This is a genomic window from Actinomyces sp. oral taxon 169 (assembly GCF_013394715.1).
In the GTDB taxonomy this organism is placed as follows: Bacteria; Actinomycetota; Actinomycetes; order Actinomycetales; family Actinomycetaceae; genus Actinomyces.
In genome coordinates, this window is the sequence record NZ_CP058259.1 from 2,287,162 (window position 1) to 2,304,405 (window position 17,244).

13 protein-coding genes are annotated in these 17,244 nt (G+C 69.9%); 5 read left to right on the top strand and 8 right to left on the bottom strand.

Translation table 11 applies throughout. The annotated features are described in order from the left end of the window. Positions 1-92: 92 nt before the first annotated feature. Positions 93-3,614 carry a DNA-directed RNA polymerase subunit beta gene (rpoB, locus tag HW274_RS09650; RefSeq protein WP_185988713.1) on the bottom strand — a complete coding sequence of 1,174 codons (3,522 nt, stop codon included), beginning with the start codon at positions 3,612-3,614 and terminating at the stop codon, positions 93-95. A gap of 755 nt (positions 3,615-4,369) precedes the next feature. Here rpoB and HW274_RS09655 point away from each other — a divergent pair. Next, positions 4,370-5,491 (top strand): hypothetical protein, encoded by a 1,122-nt coding sequence (locus HW274_RS09655; protein ID WP_185988714.1) that lies wholly within the window; start codon positions 4,370-4,372, stop codon positions 5,489-5,491. Between the two features lie 329 nt (positions 5,492-5,820). On the opposite strand, the gene rplL is transcribed toward HW274_RS09655, so the two are convergent. The 5 genes from rplL to HW274_RS09680 form a co-directional block, all read right to left on the bottom strand. Further along, on the bottom strand, positions 5,821-6,210 hold the full coding sequence (gene rplL / locus HW274_RS09660) for a 50S ribosomal protein L7/L12 (RefSeq protein WP_009747839.1): 390 nt from the start codon (positions 6,208-6,210) through the stop codon (positions 5,821-5,823). Between the two features lie 63 nt (positions 6,211-6,273). Then, a complete protein-coding gene (gene rplJ, locus HW274_RS09665) occupies positions 6,274-6,795 on the bottom strand; it encodes a 50S ribosomal protein L10 (protein ID WP_075254603.1) in 522 nt (173 codons plus the stop codon). Between the two features lie 349 nt (positions 6,796-7,144). Beyond that, positions 7,145-7,627 carry a DUF6912 family protein gene (locus tag HW274_RS09670; RefSeq protein ID WP_075404290.1) on the bottom strand — a complete coding sequence of 161 codons (483 nt, stop codon included), beginning with the start codon at positions 7,625-7,627 and terminating at the stop codon, positions 7,145-7,147. 85 nt (positions 7,628-7,712) lie between these two features. Beyond that, positions 7,713-9,590, bottom strand: coding sequence for a hypothetical protein (locus HW274_RS09675; RefSeq protein WP_185988715.1), 1,878 nt, complete (start codon positions 9,588-9,590; stop codon positions 7,713-7,715). Beyond that, on the bottom strand, positions 9,587-10,267 hold the full coding sequence (locus HW274_RS09680) for a hypothetical protein (protein ID WP_185988716.1): 681 nt from the start codon (positions 10,265-10,267) through the stop codon (positions 9,587-9,589). The genes HW274_RS09675 and HW274_RS09680 overlap by 4 nt, the downstream gene beginning before the upstream one ends. A gap of 200 nt (positions 10,268-10,467) precedes the next feature. On the opposite strand from HW274_RS09680, the gene HW274_RS09685 reads away from it, so the two are divergent. Next, positions 10,468-10,692, top strand: a complete 225-nt coding sequence (locus HW274_RS09685) for a helix-turn-helix domain-containing protein (protein ID WP_003786975.1) — start codon at positions 10,468-10,470, stop codon at positions 10,690-10,692. A 23-nt stretch (positions 10,693-10,715) separates the two neighbouring features. Here HW274_RS09685 and HW274_RS09690 read toward each other — a convergent pair whose 3' ends face one another. Next, positions 10,716-11,264, bottom strand: coding sequence for a Fis family transcriptional regulator (locus tag HW274_RS09690; protein WP_075405272.1), 549 nt, complete (start codon positions 11,262-11,264; stop codon positions 10,716-10,718). A 180-nt stretch (positions 11,265-11,444) separates the two neighbouring features. On the opposite strand from HW274_RS09690, the gene HW274_RS09695 reads away from it, so the two are divergent. Continuing rightward, positions 11,445-12,290, top strand: a complete 846-nt coding sequence (locus tag HW274_RS09695; protein ID WP_185988717.1) for a LysM peptidoglycan-binding domain-containing protein — start codon at positions 11,445-11,447, stop codon at positions 12,288-12,290. Between the two features lie 109 nt (positions 12,291-12,399). After that, complete coding sequence (locus HW274_RS09700) at positions 12,400-12,915, top strand: Rv3235 family protein (protein WP_185988718.1); 516 nt, start codon at positions 12,400-12,402, stop codon at positions 12,913-12,915. Positions 12,916-12,986: 71 nt separating this feature from the next. Here HW274_RS09700 and secA read toward each other — a convergent pair whose 3' ends face one another. Next, a complete protein-coding gene (secA, locus tag HW274_RS09705; protein WP_185988719.1) occupies positions 12,987-15,818 on the bottom strand; it encodes a preprotein translocase subunit SecA in 2,832 nt (943 codons plus the stop codon). 330 nt (positions 15,819-16,148) lie between these two features. Between secA and HW274_RS09710 the strand changes: the two genes are divergently transcribed. Next, complete coding sequence (locus HW274_RS09710) at positions 16,149-17,069, top strand: ComF family protein (RefSeq protein WP_075254612.1); 921 nt, start codon at positions 16,149-16,151, stop codon at positions 17,067-17,069. Positions 17,070-17,244 lie beyond the last annotated feature (175 nt).

Consider the following 17,244-nt stretch of genomic DNA (forward strand, 5'->3'; position numbering starts at 1 on the left):
AGCCTGGTGGGAGGGCGGGCGGCGGGTGGGCCACCCGCCCTCAACCGGGGCTCGATGAAGTTGTCACGAAGTCGTCACCAGGCGGTGGCCACTCAGATCTCGTCAACCGTGGAGGCCATGGCCCCGCCCGGACGCCGGCCCAGGTCGAAGCCGAGCTCATCGGCGGCGCGCGAGCCGTCGTCGTCGGTGTCGTCCAGGGCGATGGCGACGCCCTCGGCGTCCAGGGCCTCGACGTTCAGGCACAGCGACTGCATCTCCTTCATGAGCACCTTGAAGGACTCGGGGATGCCGGGCTCGGGGATGTCCTCGCCCTTGACGATGGCCTCGTAGACCTTGACACGGCCGTTGACGTCGTCGGACTTGACGGTGAGGAGCTCCTGGAGGGCGTGGGCGGCGCCGTAAGCCTCCATGGCCCACACCTCCATCTCACCGAAGCGCTGACCACCGAACTGGGCCTTACCACCCAGCGGCTGCTGGGTAATCATGGAGTACGGACCCGTGGAGCGGGCGTGGATCTTGTCGTCCACGAGGTGGTGGAGCTTGAGGATGTACATGTAGCCCACCGAGATGGGGTACGGGAAGGGCTCGCCGGAGCGGCCGTCGAACAGGCGGGCCTTGCCGTTGGGCTCGACCAGCTGCAGGCCGTCGGAGGTCGGCAGCGTGGAGCCCAGCAGCCCCATGAGCTCGTTGTCCCGCACACCGTCGAAGACAGGCGTGGCCACGGGCGTGCGGGGCTCGGCCTTGATGCCGTTCTCGGGCAGGTTGGCGGTCCAGGCCTCGCCGGCCTCGCGGGCGGCGGTGGCGTCCCAGCCGCGGGAGGCGACCCATCCCAGGTGCAGCTCGAGGACCTGTCCGACGTTCATACGGCTGGGCACGCCCAGCGGGTTGAGAATGACGTCGACCGGGGTGCCGTCGGCCAGGAAGGGCATGTCCTCCACGGGCAGGATCTTGGAGATGACGCCCTTGTTGCCGTGACGGCCGGAGAGCTTGTCACCGACGGTGATCTTGCGGCGCTGGGCGATGTAGACGCGCACCATGCGGTTGACACCCGCGGGCAGCTCGGCGTCGTCGGAGGCGGCGTCGATCTCGCGCACGCCGGTGACGATGCCGTACTCGCCGTGGGGCACGCGCAGGGAGGTGTCGCGCACCTCGCGGGCCTTCTCACCGAAGATGGCGCGCAGGAGGCGCTCCTCGCTGGTCAGCTCGGTCTCACCCTTGGGGGTCACCTTGCCCACGAGGATGTCGCCGCTGCGGACCTCGGCGCCGATGCGGATGATGCCGCGCTCGTCGAGGTTGGCCAGGGTCTCCTCGCTGACGTTGGGGATGTCGCGGGTGATCTCCTCGGCGCCCAGCTTGGTGTCGCGGGCGTCGACCTCGTGCTCCTCGATGTGGATCGAGGTGAGCATGTCCTCGGCGACCACGCGCTGGGAGATGATGATGGCGTCCTCGTAGTTGAGGCCCTCCCAGGTCATGAAGGCGACCAGGAGGTTCTGGCCCAGGGCCAGGTCGCCCTCGTTGGTGGCGGGGCCGTCGGCCAGGACCGTACCGACCTCGACTCGCTCGCCCTCGGTGGCCACGACCCGCTGGTTGTAGCAGTTGCCCTGGTTGGAGCGGCGGAACTTGGCGACCTTGTAGACGTTCTCGGTGCCGTCGTCGTTGGCCACGCGCACGAAGTCCGCGCAGACCTCGGTGACGACACCGGCCTTGTCGGCCACGAGGACGTCACCGGCGTCGACGGCGGTGCGCCGCTCCATGCCCGTGCCCACCAGCGGGGCGTCGGGGCGGATGAGCGGCACGGCCTGGCGCTGCATGTTGGCGCCCATGAGGGCGCGGTTGGCGTCGTCGTGCTCGAGGAAGGGGATGAGGGAGGTACCCACCGACACCATCTGGCGCGGGGAGACGTCCATGAGGTCCACCTGCGAGGAGGGCACGAGGGCCGGCTCACCGCCGGTGACGCGGCACAGGACGTGGTCCTCGGTGAAGTGGCCGTCCTCGGTGAGGGCGACGTTGGCCTGGGCGATGACGTGGCGGTCCTCGTCGTCGGCCGTCAGGTAGTGGGTCTCGTCAGTGACCCGGCCGTCGACGACGACGCGGTAGGGGGTCTCGACGAAGCCGAAGGGGTTGATGCGCCCGAAGGTCGCCAGCGAGCCGATGAGGCCGATGTTGGGGCCCTCGGGGGACTCGATGGGGCACATGCGCCCGTAGTGCGAGGTGTGGACGTCGCGGACCTCCATGGAGGCGCGCTCACGGGACAGACCGCCGGGGCCCAGGGCGCTCAGGCGGCGCTTGTGGGTCAGGCCCGCCAGCGGGTTGTTCTGGTCCATGAACTGGCTGAGCTGGGAGGTGCCGAAGAACTCCTTGATCGCGGCCGTCACCGGCCGGATGTTGATGAGGGTGTTCGGCGTGATGGCCTCGACGTCCTGGGTGGTCATGCGCTCGCGCACCTGACGTTCCATGCGGCTCATACCGGTGCGCACCTGCGCCTGGATGAGCTCGCCCACCGCGCGGATGCGGCGGTTGCCCAGGTGGTCGATGTCGTCGTACTCGACGGCGATCTCGGTGATCTCGCCGTCGCGCACGCCCTCGACGGTCTCGGCGCCGGAGTGCAGGGCCAGCAGGTAGCGCAGGGCCGCGACGATGTCCTCGATGCGCAGGGTGGACTCGGTCAGGTCCGAGGCCAGGCCCAGCTTCTTGTTGATCTTGTAGCGGCCGACCTTGGCCAGGTCGTAGCGCTTGGGGTTGAAGTAGAAGTTCTCCAGCAGGGTGCGCCCGGCCTCGACGCTCGGCGGCTCACCGGGGCGGATCTTCTTGTAGATGTCCAGGAGCGCCTCGTCCTGGGTGGTGATCTTGCGGTCCTCGTCCAGGGCGGAGGTCAGGGCCGGGTAGTCCGCGAACTCCTTGCGGATCTCAGACTCGTCCATGCCCAGGGCCAGCAGGAAGACGGTGACGTCCTGCTTGCGCTTGCGGTCGATGCGCACCGAGACGCGGTCAGACTTGTCGATCTCGAACTCGAGCCAGGCACCGCGCGAGGGGATGAACTTGACGTTGTAGACGTACTTGTCCGTGGCCTTCTCGGTGGTGCGCTCGAAGTACACGCCCGGCGAGCGCACGAGCTGGGAGACGACGACGCGCTCGGAGCCGTTGACGATGAAGGTGCCCTTGTCGGTCATGAGCGGGAAGTCGCCCATGAAGACCGTCTGGGACTTGATCTCACCGGTGGAGAAGTTCTCGAAGTCCGCCACCACGTAGAGGGGGGCGGAGTAGGTGAGGTCCTTCTCCTGGCACTCCTCGGCCGTGTACTTCGGCTCCTCGAAGCGGTGGTCGTGGAAGGACAGGGCCATGGTCTCGCCGAAGTCCTCGATCGGGGAGATCTCGTCGAAGATCTCCTCCAGACCGGAGGTCTCGGGCAGGGAGCCCGGGTGCGCCTTGTTGGCGGCGGTCATCCGCTCGCGCCACCTCTCGTTACCGACGAGCCAGTCGAAGCTCTCGGTCTGGAGGGCAAGCAGATTCGGAGCCTGCATGGGCTCGGCGATCTTGGCAAAGTTGATACGACGCGACGCGGTACGAGCGGCGATGTCTGCAGCAGTGGGTGCGGAGGTGCGCGAGGCAGCCAAAGGGGGATCCTTCCCTCAGATCGGGGATCACACAACGCGCACTGCGGGCACCGGGTTGAGTAGAATCTGCGTTGCCGGGCTCACGCCCGCCAGGGTTCCGACGGGCCGGAGCCCGTGCGGAGGGCAGATACTCCTCGCACCAATACACACAATGCACGCAAAGCGCTAGCGTACACGGCCGACGTCAAGGACTCCACGCCGATCCACCCTGGTTCCTTGCGATTCCCACCACAGTCGCGCATACTGCCCCACCCGTGTCCACCGCGTGACCTGATTCCCTCGGTGCGGCCCACTGGCTGAGCGGCTGCCAGTCGGCTCGCGCCCGGCGCGCCCAGCCACCCACTCCCCCGGCCCCCGCGGCCCTGCACGTCCGCGAGCCCGCCTCTCCTCTGCGTCCGCCAACCGGCCCCGCTTCCCTCCGGCCGGCGACGTCGGGAACGTACATTTCGATCGGCGACTGCGTTCTCCTCCAGACCACTGGGGACGGACCTCAGCGACCTGGAGGACATCGCAGTCCTCGGCGCACATGTACGTCCCCGATCCCCACCGCCCTCTCCAGCCCGTCCACCTGCTGGCCGCCCCAACCCGACGACGTCGCGACGAGCACGTCGATCCCGCCTCTCGTCCGGGAAGCGGGCGTTCAGTGGTCACTGCGGGATCCACAGCGAAGCACTCCTGCCTTCAGACTCCGGCGAGTCCACACCCACGGGGCTCTGCACTCGCCAGGCCCCGAAACTCTTGAGAAGACTCGCTGCATGAGCCCCGTCGCCACCACTGCCAGCCACCCCACTCCCATCTGCCCGATCCCGGCGCACCTTCGGCCGACCATCATCTACTCAGGCGGCCGCAAGCGCTTCCACGCGTCGCGCAATCCTGATCTGCTGCGACTCATGCCGGGCGCCTACCTGCACGCAGTCCCGGGCAGGCAACGCTGGGAGCAGCGGTTCACGGTGTCCTTAGCGCGTGCGATTGCCGCGCAACAACTCCTCCCCTCCGCCACCTGTCTGTCTCACACATCGGCAGCCCTGATTCATGGCCTGGCGATGTGGACAGGTGAGCCGGACGTCTACCTCGCCGTCTCCGGTAACCCACGTCTGACCACAACGATGCTGCCCACCTTCCGGTACTCGTCGTCGGGTGTACCCGCTCCTATCGATCCGGCGCGCCCCGAGGCCACCCCGATCCGAATGCGCCGTCGTCGGCTTCAACTGCGCGACGAGGAGATCGAGGTGGTTGGAGGGGTTCCCGTCACGTCCGTGCTGCGCACTGCCTTCGACTGCGCCTGCGACGAGCCCCCGTTCAACGCGCTCTCCATCGCCGATGCGGCTCTGAACCGTCACTGCCGACCCGATCCGTGGCACCGCGATTCCTGCGCCACGCGGCTGCGCTCGGCCCACGCCTGCTGGGAGGAGCTCATGGCACGTCATCGGGGGCGGCGAGGGATAGCGCAAGCGCGTGCGGTACTGGCCGCCGCCACCCCTTGGGCGGTCTCGCCCGGGGAGAGTGTGCTGCGGTGGATGACGCTCGTGGTGGGGCTGCCTCCGGCCATTGCCCAGTTCCCGGTTCCGGGGCTGTCCAAGGATCGTTTCCTGGACCTGGGCTGGCCCGATCACCGTGTCGTCGCGGAGTTCGACGGCCGGACCAAGTACCGCACCGAGGAGGACGTCTTCCTCGAGAAGCTCCGCCAGGATGAACTCGAGTCGCTGGGGTGGAGGTTCTTCCGGACGACGTGGTCCTCTCTCAGCGACATGCGCACCCAGGCCGATCGACTGCTGTCGATGTTCCCTTTGGAGGTGGTCTCCCACCTTTCGCCGGTGGCCGGGCTTCAAGGTGGCGGACTGTGGGGCGAGCGTCCTCCCGGAGTGCTGGTGCCATGAGGTCACGGTTCCCGACGCCGCATCCGGACTCATCAAGCGCGGCCGGCGACGTCGGGAACGTACATTTAGATCGGCGACTGCGTTCTCCTCCAGACCATTGGGGACGGACCTCGGTGAGCTGGAGGACATCGCAGTCCTCGGCGCACATGTACGTCCCCGACTCCACCTCCCCGAGCCCGACGGCGTCGAAGCGCGCGAAGGCCGAGCAGCACCAGTGCTCCCCGGAACACGACCGGGTCCCGCCCACCTCACGGTGGACGGGACCCGATGAAGCTGGTCTCCCCCAGCCCTCGGCGACCCTCAGGCCGCCTCAGGCAGCGGGGAGAGACTCACTTGAGGGTGACGGTGGCGCCGGCGCCCTCAAGCTGCTCCTTGGCCTTCTCGGCGGCCTCCTTGTTGGCGCCCTCGAGGACGGGCTTGGGAGCGCCGTCGACGAGCTCCTTGGCCTCCTTCAGGCCGAGAGAGGTCAGGGCGCGCACCTCCTTGATGACCTGGATCTTCTTGTCGCCGGCGGCCTCGAGAATGACATCGAACTCGTCCTTCTCCTCGGCAGCGGCGTCGCCACCGGCAGCGCCGGGGGCGGCGGCAACGGCCACGGCGGCCGGAGCGGCGGCGGTAACGTCGAAGGTCTCCTCGAAGGCCTTGACGAACTCGGACAGCTCGATGAGGGTGAGCTCCTTGAACTGCTCGATGAGCTCTTCGGTGGTCAGCTTCGCCATGATGGGCGTTCCTTCCTTATCAGGTTCCTGCGCGCGCAGGGTTGGTGGATGACGCGTGCGGCCTCAGGCCGCGGTCTCCTGCTTCTCGCGCAGGGCGTCGACGGTGCGCACGGCCTTGGAGGCCGGTGCGGCGAAGAGGTACGCAGCCTTGGACAGGGACGCCTTGACGGCGCCCGCGGTCTTGGCGAGCAGCACCTCGCGGGACTCGAGAGAGGCAAGCTTGTCAACGCCGTCGGCGGACAGCACGGCGCCGTCCATGACACCGCCCTTGATGACGAGCTGCTGGTTGTCCTTGGCGAAGTCACGCAGAGCCTTGGCGGCCTCGACCGGCTCACCGGTGACGAACGTCAGGGCGGAGGGGCCCGTAAGGTCGTCGGCGAAGTCCTCGAGCCCGACCTGGCGGGCGGCGATCGCAGCAAGCGTGTTCTTCACCACGGTGTACTCGGCGTTACCGGCGAGGGAACGACGCAGCTCCTTGAGCTGGGCGACGCTCAGTCCCCGGTACTCAGTCAGCAGGACCGCGTCAGCCTGGCGGAACTTGTCCGCCAGTGCAGCAACGGCTGCTTCCTTGTCAGGCCGTGCCATGGGCCCTCCTTCCGTGGTATGCCGCAGGGGTCCAGTCACTGGAAAAGCCCCGCGCCGGTGGGCACGGGGCTCGATCTCGGGCACGCCCGAAGAAGTCTCGTTCTCACCTGCGCCGGCCCCACCTGACGTGGACTTGGTCCCGCCGGAGCGGGCGACCTGCGGTCTTTGGCAGAGAGCACCTTACCCGGCAGCGGACCGCACTGCGCAAGGCAGGCAGCCGTGGAACTGGTCACGTCACCACGAATCCTGGACGAAAGCATCCCCGGTCGGGTCCGGGGGTGGGGCAGCGAGCAGTCCGACCCGACGTCGGACGCGGGCGCGCTCCGCACTGACCTGCGATGCCGGCCAGTCAGACGCCGAGGCTCTCGGCCAGCGCCTCTCGCTCCGTGACGTCGTACCAGAGCAGGTCGGCCTCGGCGGCGCGCTCGAAGGCGTCCTCGTCGCCGAGCCGGGCGGCTCGCACATCGTTCTGCGCCTCGGGCTCATCCACGAGCAGGGCGGCGACATCCTCCCAGGGGATCTCGCCGGTGACCTCGATCGTGCCGGGCAGCACATCGCCCTCCACGGGAACCTCGCGCACATTCTCGGCGTCGACGTCGGCCGCGATGACGATGCGCCGGTCGGCCAGGCCCGCGGCCTCGGGCTCGGCCAGCAGGACGACGGAGGCGTCGGCGGCGCACAGCGAGGCGGAGACCTCCAGGCCCTCCTCATCCTCCTCGGGCAGGGCCTGGGCGAGGGCCGGGGTGGCGGCATGAGCCGTGAGCGGCTGGTGCGAGGAACCCAGGACGCTTGCACGCAGGTGGGCGGCGGTGGCGGGCAGGTAGATGCGCATGCGCCCAGTCTGCCCTACCTCCGCACTCGTCCCCTTCCACGAAGCACCCGGAAGGCCGCCCGGCACCGCTCGCGCGCACCGGTTCTCAGTAGCGGTGTCGCCCGGTTCCCGGCGGCGCCGACTCCGGGGGCGTTCCCACACTCGGCTCCGGCCCGGACCCAGGTCCGTGCGGCGAGCCGGGGACCGGCCGATGCGGCTGGTTCGCTGGCTGGTTCGTCGGCTGGATCGATGGCGGTAGGCCCGGAGGCGACTGCGGCGACGCCTGGGCGAGTCCGCTGGGCGCCTGGGGAGCCGGCGGTCGTTCACCGACCCCCTGTCCCCCGTTCCCGTCTCGGCGGCGGCGCCTGGCACCTGCGCTGCGTGCGTTTGAGCGGCTCCTGCTTCTGGCGGTTGCGGTCCGGGCTGCGGAGTTCCTGCGGTCCCGGCGCCCACCGCGCCTTTTGGAGCGCCACAGCAGGGAACGGCGCGGAGAGGCGGCCCTGCGTGCCGCTGCGATCTGCGGATCGATCCGATCGACCAGTGCGCTGAGGGCCTTGCCCAGTGCGCTGGCGGGCGCCTGCTCCAGGACGGTGCACCCCTGGAGCAGGCAGGCATCGGCCGTTGCCGCGTCGTCGGGCAGGAGCACAATGTCCTCCAGCCCGCCAAAACGCGCCAGGGCCTCTCGCAGAGCCTGCTGGGGAGAAGGTCCTGCGGCCGAGGCCCGCACCCGGTTGATGACGACCTCGACCCGGCCCGCGGGGTTCATGGAGGCCCCCATCTCGTCGAGGAGCTGGAGCAGCCGGCGCACCCCGACGGGGTCAGCCCCGCCGACGACCAGAATCACGTCGGCGTGCGACACCAGGTCGGCCGTTACGGCCCCGCGCCCGGGCTCAAGGGTGAAGTCATCGACGTCGTCATCGGCGGGCCCGCCGGCGACGTCGACGACGGTCCAGGCCGCGGCCCGACGGCACTGCGCCCACACCTCGGTCATCGACGCCGGTGGCAGCTCGCGCCACCGCCCGGACCTGCCCAGGCCGCCCAGCAGAAGGAGCCCTCCGCCCGCCGGAGCCAGGATTCCTCGGAAGCTCTCGGCGTCAAGGCGGCCATGGGTGGCCAGACGGGCGGCTCCGGCCAGAGCCGAGGAGTCCTCCGGCATGCCGAGGAGCTGGACGAGGCTGGGCGCCTCGACGTCGGCGTCCACGAGGATCGCACCGCTGCAGGCGGCCAGGCCGTGAGCGAGGGAAGCGGCGACCGTCGAGCGCCCGGGAGCACCATGAGGCCCCCACACCAGAACGATCCTCCCTCCACGCTCGTCACCCGCCGGACTCGCCACGACCGGGGGCGCAGGCTCCGGCGTATCCGCGGCGGCCGTCTCCCAGCTGCGGCGCCGGCTCTGCCCCATGTCCTTCCTGCCGCCGGCGTCGTTGGAGGCCCGGGGCGGCTGCGACGGCGCCGTCCCGCCCTCAGGGGAGCCGGGCGACTGGCGCCACAGCTCTTCGAGCCAGGCGGTCTCCTGGGCGGCGGCGTTCGGTTCCGTGTTCGCTTCCGTCGAAGCGGGGGTGGCGGCGCTCAGCCAGTCGGCGCTGCCGGCTGCCGGCCCGGCCCCGGTGGAGGCCGCGCCGGAGGCCCCACCACGACGCACGAGGTCCTGCAGCGCCGCGCAGATCCGGCCGGGCTCCGTGTCGCGGCGGAGAACCGGCCACCCCGCACTGCGCCAGCGCTCCTCCTCGTGGGCCTCCACCAGGAGCATTCCGCTCAGGCCCGCGCGCGCGAGCCGGTCCAGGACGGTGCGGTCGATCTCGTCGAAACCGGTGTCCAGCAGGGCGAAGCCCGCCAGTCCGGCCATCCCCGCGGAGAGCAGCTCGGGCAGGTCGGCGCATCGGCGCACGACACACAGCCCGCTTCCCGCCTGACTCAGCGCCCGCAGAATCTCGGCGTCGTCGCCGCTGAGAGCCAGGAGGACTCCGGCACCCGGGGCGCTCACGAGGCCTTCTCCGTCGGCGCTTCCTGGCCGGTGGGAACCAGGACGAGCGCCCCCTCCTGCCCGACGGCGCTGAGAACGGCGGCGAGGGAGGCTTCGGGAACCTTGACCTCCACCCCGGTGCCGGGTCCGGAGATCAGCCCCTTGCTGGTCTCACCGACTGAGGCGATGACCAGCCCTGTGGCCACGCGGCGGGCCCCAGTCCCCTCGGCCTGCCCCGCCTGGTCGCCTTGACCTCCCTGTCCACCCTGTCCACTCTGCCCGGTCTGCCCGGTGGCAGGCGGCTGGGCCGCTGGCCGGCCCACCATGCCCTCCTTGGGCACGATCCACAGATCGACGTAGTCGCCGACCTTGGTCGAGGCCGGCAGGTTGGAGGCGACAGTGAGGACCACCGGCCGCAGCTCCTGCTCCCGGCCGCTGTTGACGGCCGCCGTGGCCAGCAGCTCTCCCTTGCGCATGGAGCGCGTGGACACGGCGCCGTCCGGCAGGTGCCCAGCCTCGACGTAGGCATCGGTGCCGGGATGGGCCTCAACCACCGTAAGAATGCCGTCGACAGTCAGGTCTGTCCCGGGAGCGACGTCCTGGGAGAGGACGTAGACGCGAGTGGTATCAGCGGCCGCGTCGACCGCCCAGGCCCCCAGGGCCACGGCCCCGGCCACCAGCACCACTCCCCCGGCCATACGCGGATCCTTCCAGGCAGGACGGCGCCAACGACCGCGGGGACGCTCAGGACCGGTCAGGGTTCGACTGCGGCGAGATGACATCACGGGAATCCTCCTTGATCTCCAGCAATCATCGTTGGGATAAAATAGTACCTCAAGGTTATCCACAAGCGTCTTTAAGAATTGTGGAGCGGATCCAGCAGTGGGATCATCGTGGTATGAGCACACGATTCCTGACCATCGCCGACGTCGCCGAGCAGCTTCAGCTCTCCGCACAGGCCGTGCGCGCCCTCATCCGCACCGGCGACCTTCCCGCCATTCAGGTCGGCGCCCGCAAGCTCTGGCGCATCGAGGACCAGGCCCTGGAGGACTACATCCAGCGCCAGCTCGCCTCCACCAGGGCCATGGTCGCCGCAGGCTGGAACGAGGACGGGGCGCCCTGAACCACTCTGCCCGCTAGCTGACGTCAGCGACTGCGCAGCACCTCGATCGCGGCGGTCATGACGCTGACAACCCCTGCACCGCCCGCTCCGGGAGCGCGACGCGAGCGGATGCCGCCCTCAGGGTCGACGGCGACATCGACATGGTCCGCTCCCACCCGGACCAGCCGCCCCACCACTTCTCCAGAGCTCAGCACCAGGCGCACCCGCGCTCCACGTCGGGCGATCTCACGCATCAGGGCCGTCAGCGTGGGCCGACGGCGACCATCTCGGGGCGCCGGACCGGCCAGCGACACCACGGTGGCCACCGCACTCACCGGAACGACGGCCTGCAGCCCGTCCCCCTCATCGACGAGGACGTAGGAGGGCTCCACCCGGCAGACCACACCGTCGACGGGGACACCGCCGCGAGTCCGCAGGTGGATGAGCCGGCCCACCGAGCCTCGCAGACGGTCGACGAGCTCGATGGAGGCGTGCTCAGCCTCCGCGAGCTCGGCACTCTGCGCCACCAGGTCCGCACGGCGCTCAGCATCGAAGCTGCTCTCCAGGTCGGCAATCATCGCGTCCCAGTCCATAGGCCCACCTCACCACAGTCCGCACGCCGAGGAAAGCACACCGAGGCGACTCAGGCCGTGCACCTCCGACACCACTCCCGCCCCGTTACCACGACTCAGCGCACAGCATGTCACATCGTCACTATTGACATCATCACATCATAGGAGTACACCTAACATCATCAAACGACATCATCGGCGATGGAGAGTGACATGGGAGCCCGTCAACGACTGACACTCCTGGCCGCAACGTCAGGGGCCGTCCTGATACTTCTGGGACGCACGGCCCACGGCGCCGCGGAGCAGCTCGTGCAGGTCCCGCCGCGGGCCTGGGGACTGAGCGACCTGTCGGACGCCGTGGTGGCCGGGACCTGCACATGCGGGGCCCTGGGGGCCCTATGGCACGTGGTCTCGGCCCTCCTGGCACTCATGGCGCTCCCCAGGGCGAACGGTCCCTCGAAGCGCTGCCGCGGCGGCGCCCGCGCGCTGGCGGTCAGAGTCCTCGAGGCCTGGGGAGCGCCAGCGGTCAGACGCATCGTCGCCTCCGCACTACTCGTCTCCCTGTCCTCGGCGCCGGCGCTGGCCAGCGAGGAGACCAGTAGCGGGGATGACCTGGGATGGCGTCCCACCAGCTCGGCACCCGCCTCACCGACGTCACAGTCCTCGACGCCGTCGCCACCGGCCGATCAGTCCCCGTCGAGCGCTTCGACCGGTTCAGGCGACTCAGAAGGCGCAAGCCAGTCAGCGGACTCGACACCGCCGGGCAGCCAGGCGGCACAGCCCTCCACCGGCCCCGAATCCGCGCCCTCCTCAGGGCCCACTCATACCGTCGCACCCGGCGAGAGCCTGTGGTCCATCACCGCTCACCTCCTGCCCACCGGCTCCGCCCCCGCACAGATCGCGCAGGACTGGCCGGCCCTGTACCGCGCCAACTCCGAGGCCATCGGCGCCGACCCGTCGCTGATCCGGCCCGGCACGGTCCTGAGTGTCCCGGACTCCCTGTCCGCACCGAGCACACCGGCAGGAGGTCAAGCGCCATCACGATGAACCGCAACGCACCAGCGCCGGCGGCCCCCGCCGCAGACCCCGACCACCTTCCTCATTCCACTTCGCACTCCGTGCCCACGGGGCACCCTCCCAATCCCAGGAGCCCACCATGACCGCGACCACCACTGTCCAAGCCACCCGCCCCGCACGCCGCAAGACCGACGCTCAACGTCGCAGCCGCCCCGCACCGAGTCACCCGACGCCGACTCGTGCGGTTCCGCACAAACCCTCCAAGCCCGTGAACGACGCAGGCTCCGTCACACGGGGTGCGCCCCTGACGCAGCGGCCCACCGCCGGCACTGACGCCTCGCGCACTGCCGCCATCGTGGTGACGGCCGCCAGCGAGGTCCTGGCCGGGCTGCGCCCGGTGGACCACCTGGCCCGTTGGACCAGCCCTTCCCTGTTCGAGGCCCTCGCCCGCCGGGCGGGCCTGGCCGCCCGGATCCTGGGAGGCCAGTCGAGCCCACGACGTCCGCGCATCCGTAGCGTGCGCACCGAGCTGACCATGTCGGGAGCCTGCGAGGCCACCGTCCTGCTGCAGGAGGGCAACCGGGTCCGGGCCGCGGCAGCACGCCTGGAGCTGCTGCGCGAACGCTGGATCCTCACCGGCCTGGAGATGGCGTGATCCCGTCGAACCCCGGTTGGTTGCCGGGTTCCGACGGGATCATCGACAGTCGCGTCAGCTCGCGCTGAGCCTCAGTGCCGGCGCTTCTTCCTGGAGCGACGACGCTCGGCCCGGTTGCCGCCGGAGTCGGCGCCGGAACGGGAGGCCCTGCGAGAGGAGGCCCCGGAAGTCTCCTCCTCGCCGGACTCGCTGGGGCCGGAGTACGTGACCCGCTGCTCCATCGAGGCCTGCCCGGTGTCCCCCAGAACCGTGCCGCGCCCCTGGCCGCCGGCCTGGCCCACACTGATGCCGGCCGCAGCAGTGGCATTGGCCTTGGCGACCGCCTGAGCGGCCTCGACAGTGCCGTCCTCGGCGGCGCGCTGGGCGGCGGCGTCGAAGCGGGCGACGTTGGCGAAGATCTGCTCGACGGTCTCCTCGCGGATCCCCTCCATCATCGCCCGGAACATGCGGGCACCCTCGTTGGCGTACTCCACGAGGGGGTCACGCTGGGCCATCGCCCGCAGACCGATACCCTCCTTGAGGTAGTCCATCTCGTAGAGGTGCTCCCGCCAGCGCTTGTCCACCACGGCCAGCAGGATGCGGCGCTCCAGGGTGCGCATGGGGTCCTCGCCGAGCTGGACGTGGGCCAGGGCGTTGGCCTCAATGCGGGCCTCGGCGTCCTCGTAGGCCACAGCGACGTCCTCAGTGAGCTCCTCGATGAGACGCTCCGAGGTCAGTGCGTTCTTACCGCCCAGCGCCTCGACGACCTCGTCCTGGGTCAGGCCCACCGGGTAGAGGCGGCCCAGCTCGCCCCACAGGGCGTCCAGGTCCCACTCGTCGGGGCGGCCCTCGGCCGTGCCTGCCTCGACGATGGAGGTGACGGCCTGGGCCCGGAAGGCCTCGATCTGGGGCTCCAGATCCTCTCCGTCCAGGACCTGACGGCGCTCGGAGTAGACCTTCTCGCGCTGCTCGGTCATGACGTCGTCGTACTTGAGGACGTTCTTGCGGATCTCGTAGTTGCGCGACTCCACCTGACGCTGAGCCCCGGCGATGCCGCGAGTGACCATCTTGGACTCCAGGGGGACGTCGTCGGGGTAGGCGCCCGAGGACATGATGCGCTGGGCGAGCCCGGAGGCGAACATGCGCATGAGGTCGTCCTCCATGGACAGGTAGAAACGGGACTCACCCGGGTCCCCCTGACGACCGGAGCGGCCGCGCAGCTGGTTGTCGATGCGCCGCGACTCGTGACGCTCGGTCCCCAGCACGTAGAGACCGCCGAGCTCGACGACCTCGTCGTGCTCGGCACGGCAGGCCTCCTTGGCGGCGGCCAGGGCCTGCGGCCAGGCCTTTTCGTACTCCTCGGCGTTCTCCTCGGGGTCCAGACCGGCCTCCTTGAGGGCGGTGACCGCGATGTGCTCGGCGTTGCCGCCCAGCATGATGTCGGTTCCGCGTCCGGCCATGTTGGTGGCCACGGTGACGGCGCCCTTGCGGCCGGCCATGGCCACGACGGCGGCCTCGCGGGCGTGCTGCTTGGCGTTGAGGACCTCGTGGGGGATGCCCTGCTCGCGCAGGCGCTCGGAGAGGATCTCCGACTTCTCCACGCTGGTGGTGCCCACCAGGACCGGCTGGCCGAGCTCGTGGCGCTCGGCGATGTCGTCGACGACGGCGTCGAGCTTGGCCTCGACGGTGGTGTAGACGAGGTCGGGCTGGTCCTGACGGATCATGGGCTTGTTGGTGGGGATCGGGACGACGCCGATCTTGTAGGTGCCGGCGAACTCGGCGGCCTCGGTCTCGGCGGTACCGGTCATGCCCGAGCGCGAGCCCTCGGGGTAGAGGCGGAAGTAGTTCTGGAGGGTGATGGTGGCCAGGGTCTGGTTCTCGGCCTTGATCTCCACGCGCTCCTTGGCCTCGATGGCCTGGTGCATCCCCTCGTTGTAGCGGCGGCCGGGCAGGACGCGGCCGGTGTGCTCGTCGACGATGAGGACCTCGCCGTCGCGCACGATGTAGTCCTTGTCCCGGTGGAAGAGCTCCTTGGCCTTGATGGCGTTGTTGAGGAAGCCGATCAGGGGGGTGTTCTCCGACTCGTAGAGGTTGTCCACCCCGAGGTAGTCCTCCACCCGCTCGATGCCGGCGGCGAGCACACCCACGGTGCGCTTCTTCTCGTCGACCTCGTAGTCCTTGCCCGCGCGCAGGCGCTCGGAGATCGTGGCGAACTCCTTGTACCACTTGTTGACGTCGCCGCTGGCCGGACCGGAGATGATGAGCGGGGTACGGGCCTCGTCGATGAGGATGGAGTCGACCTCGTCGACGATGACGAAGGCGTGGTCGCGCTGGACCAGGTCCTCGGGGCGCTGGGCCATGTTGTCGCGCAGATAGTCGAAGCCGAACTCGTTGTTGGTGCCGTAGGTGATGTCGCAGGCGTACTGCTCACGGCGCTCGGCGGGCGTCTGTCCCACGAGGATGCAGCCGGTGGTCAGCCCCAGGAAGCGGTGGACGCGCCCCATGAGATCGGACTGGTACTCGGCGAGGTAGTCGTTGACGGTCACGACGTGAACGCCCTTGCCGGTCAGGGCCCGCAGGTAGGAGGGCATCGTGGCCACGAGGGTCTTGCCCTCACCGGTCTTCATCTCGGCGATGTTGCCGCGGTGGAGGGCCGCCCCGCCCATGATCTGGACGTGGTAGGGGCGCATGCCCAGGACGCGGTCGGCAGCCTCCACGACCGTGGCGAAGGCCTCGGGCAGCAGGTCGTCGAGGGTCTCCCCGTCCTGGTAGCGCTCCTTGAGCTCATCAGTCATCTCGCGCAGCTCGGCGTCGGAGAGCTCGCTGTACTCGTCGGCGAGAGCCTCCACCTGGTCGGCGATGGCATCAAGCTTCTTCAGGGTGCGGCCCTCGCCAATGCGAAGGATCCGGTCCACGATCGACACGCTGCATTCTCCCTTGGGACGTCAGATTGCGAAGAGCGACGATGAGACGCAGGCCGTATCGGTCGAGTCGGCCGACTCGGAATCGACTCGAAATCGAGGCGGAATCGGCTCAGGATCGGCACGGTATCGGCTCAGGTCTCACCGGCTACCTGCCTCCGTACTCTAGTGGACCTCGCTGGGCGGCGGTCTTTCCAGCACCGAGATTCTTCCCACCGAGGACACAGGCGGGGCACGGGGCCACAGGTGACGGCGACGGCGGCCGTCCCCTCGCGGTGTGGACCGCGAGCGCCGCCAGGAGCGCGAAGGTTCCGCCTGCGTCACAGTGGGGACATGGAGCACCGTCGCCGCAAGCCCCGCCGTCCCGCCGCGCTCGGCCCTCCTCTGGGCCTGTCGGCGGTTTTCTCCCCGGCCCTGTCGCTGGGGCTGCCGACCAGCTGTGCGGGCTGTGGGCGCTGGGAGACGACGTTGTGCTCGCGGTGCCGGGAGCTGCTCGAGGCCGCCCCCTTCGCCGTGGAGCACGCCGATGCCGCCGATGACCTGGACATCTGGGCCCTGGCCTCCTACACCGGCCCGATGCGCACCATGGTGCTGGGGTGGAAGAACGGTGCCCGGGAGGACCTGTCGGAGGTGATGGCCCGATCCGGTCGGCACCTGGGGCGCCGGTGGGCGCACGCGCACCCTCCCACAGAGGTCTGGACCGGTTCCCCCGAGGACGCGCGGGTGTTGATCGTGGTCCCCGCGCCCTCCGGGATCGTGCGCCGTCTGCGCGGCCGCCTGGTGGCCGCCCACCTGGCCGACGCCGTCACCCGGGGGATCTGCGCACAGTGGGCCGGGCAGACACCCTCAGCGCTCGTGCTGAGCACGGACCTGCTGCGCCGTCGGGGCGGTGGGGCGCACCAGGCGGGCCGATCCGCCCGCCAGCGGCGGGGCAACCGCGCCCAGGCCCCGCGCCTGCTGGCCGCCGTCACCGGCCTGCCGATCCTGCTGGTCGACGACGTCGTGACCACCGGGGCCACTCTGGGAGCCTGCGCTCGGGCGCTGCGGGCGGGCGGCGGGCGGGTCCTGGGCGCTCTGGCGCTGAGCGCCGCCCCGCCCCCGGCGCATGCGCGTGCGGCGGTGCCGTCCGGCCCTGGAGTGGTCGCCGCAGGCCGCCGCACCCCTGGCCGCATGGCTCCGGGGCCCTCCGCCTTGTCCGCCTGCGGCGATCAGGAGGATTCTTCCGGGCGTGGCACGCACGAAAGGGAGGCGTGAACAGCCCCACATGGTGTACCTTATGTGGCACAACGCACAGGCGGCTCCCGACGCCGACAAGGACAGTCGACCGGATGCCCGCCTCGGTGCCTGAGGGCCCTCACGAGGTGACCAGGAGGTGATGACACCAGTCCCGAACCCGCCGTGAGACGTGGCGGGTACTTGTCGCACACGG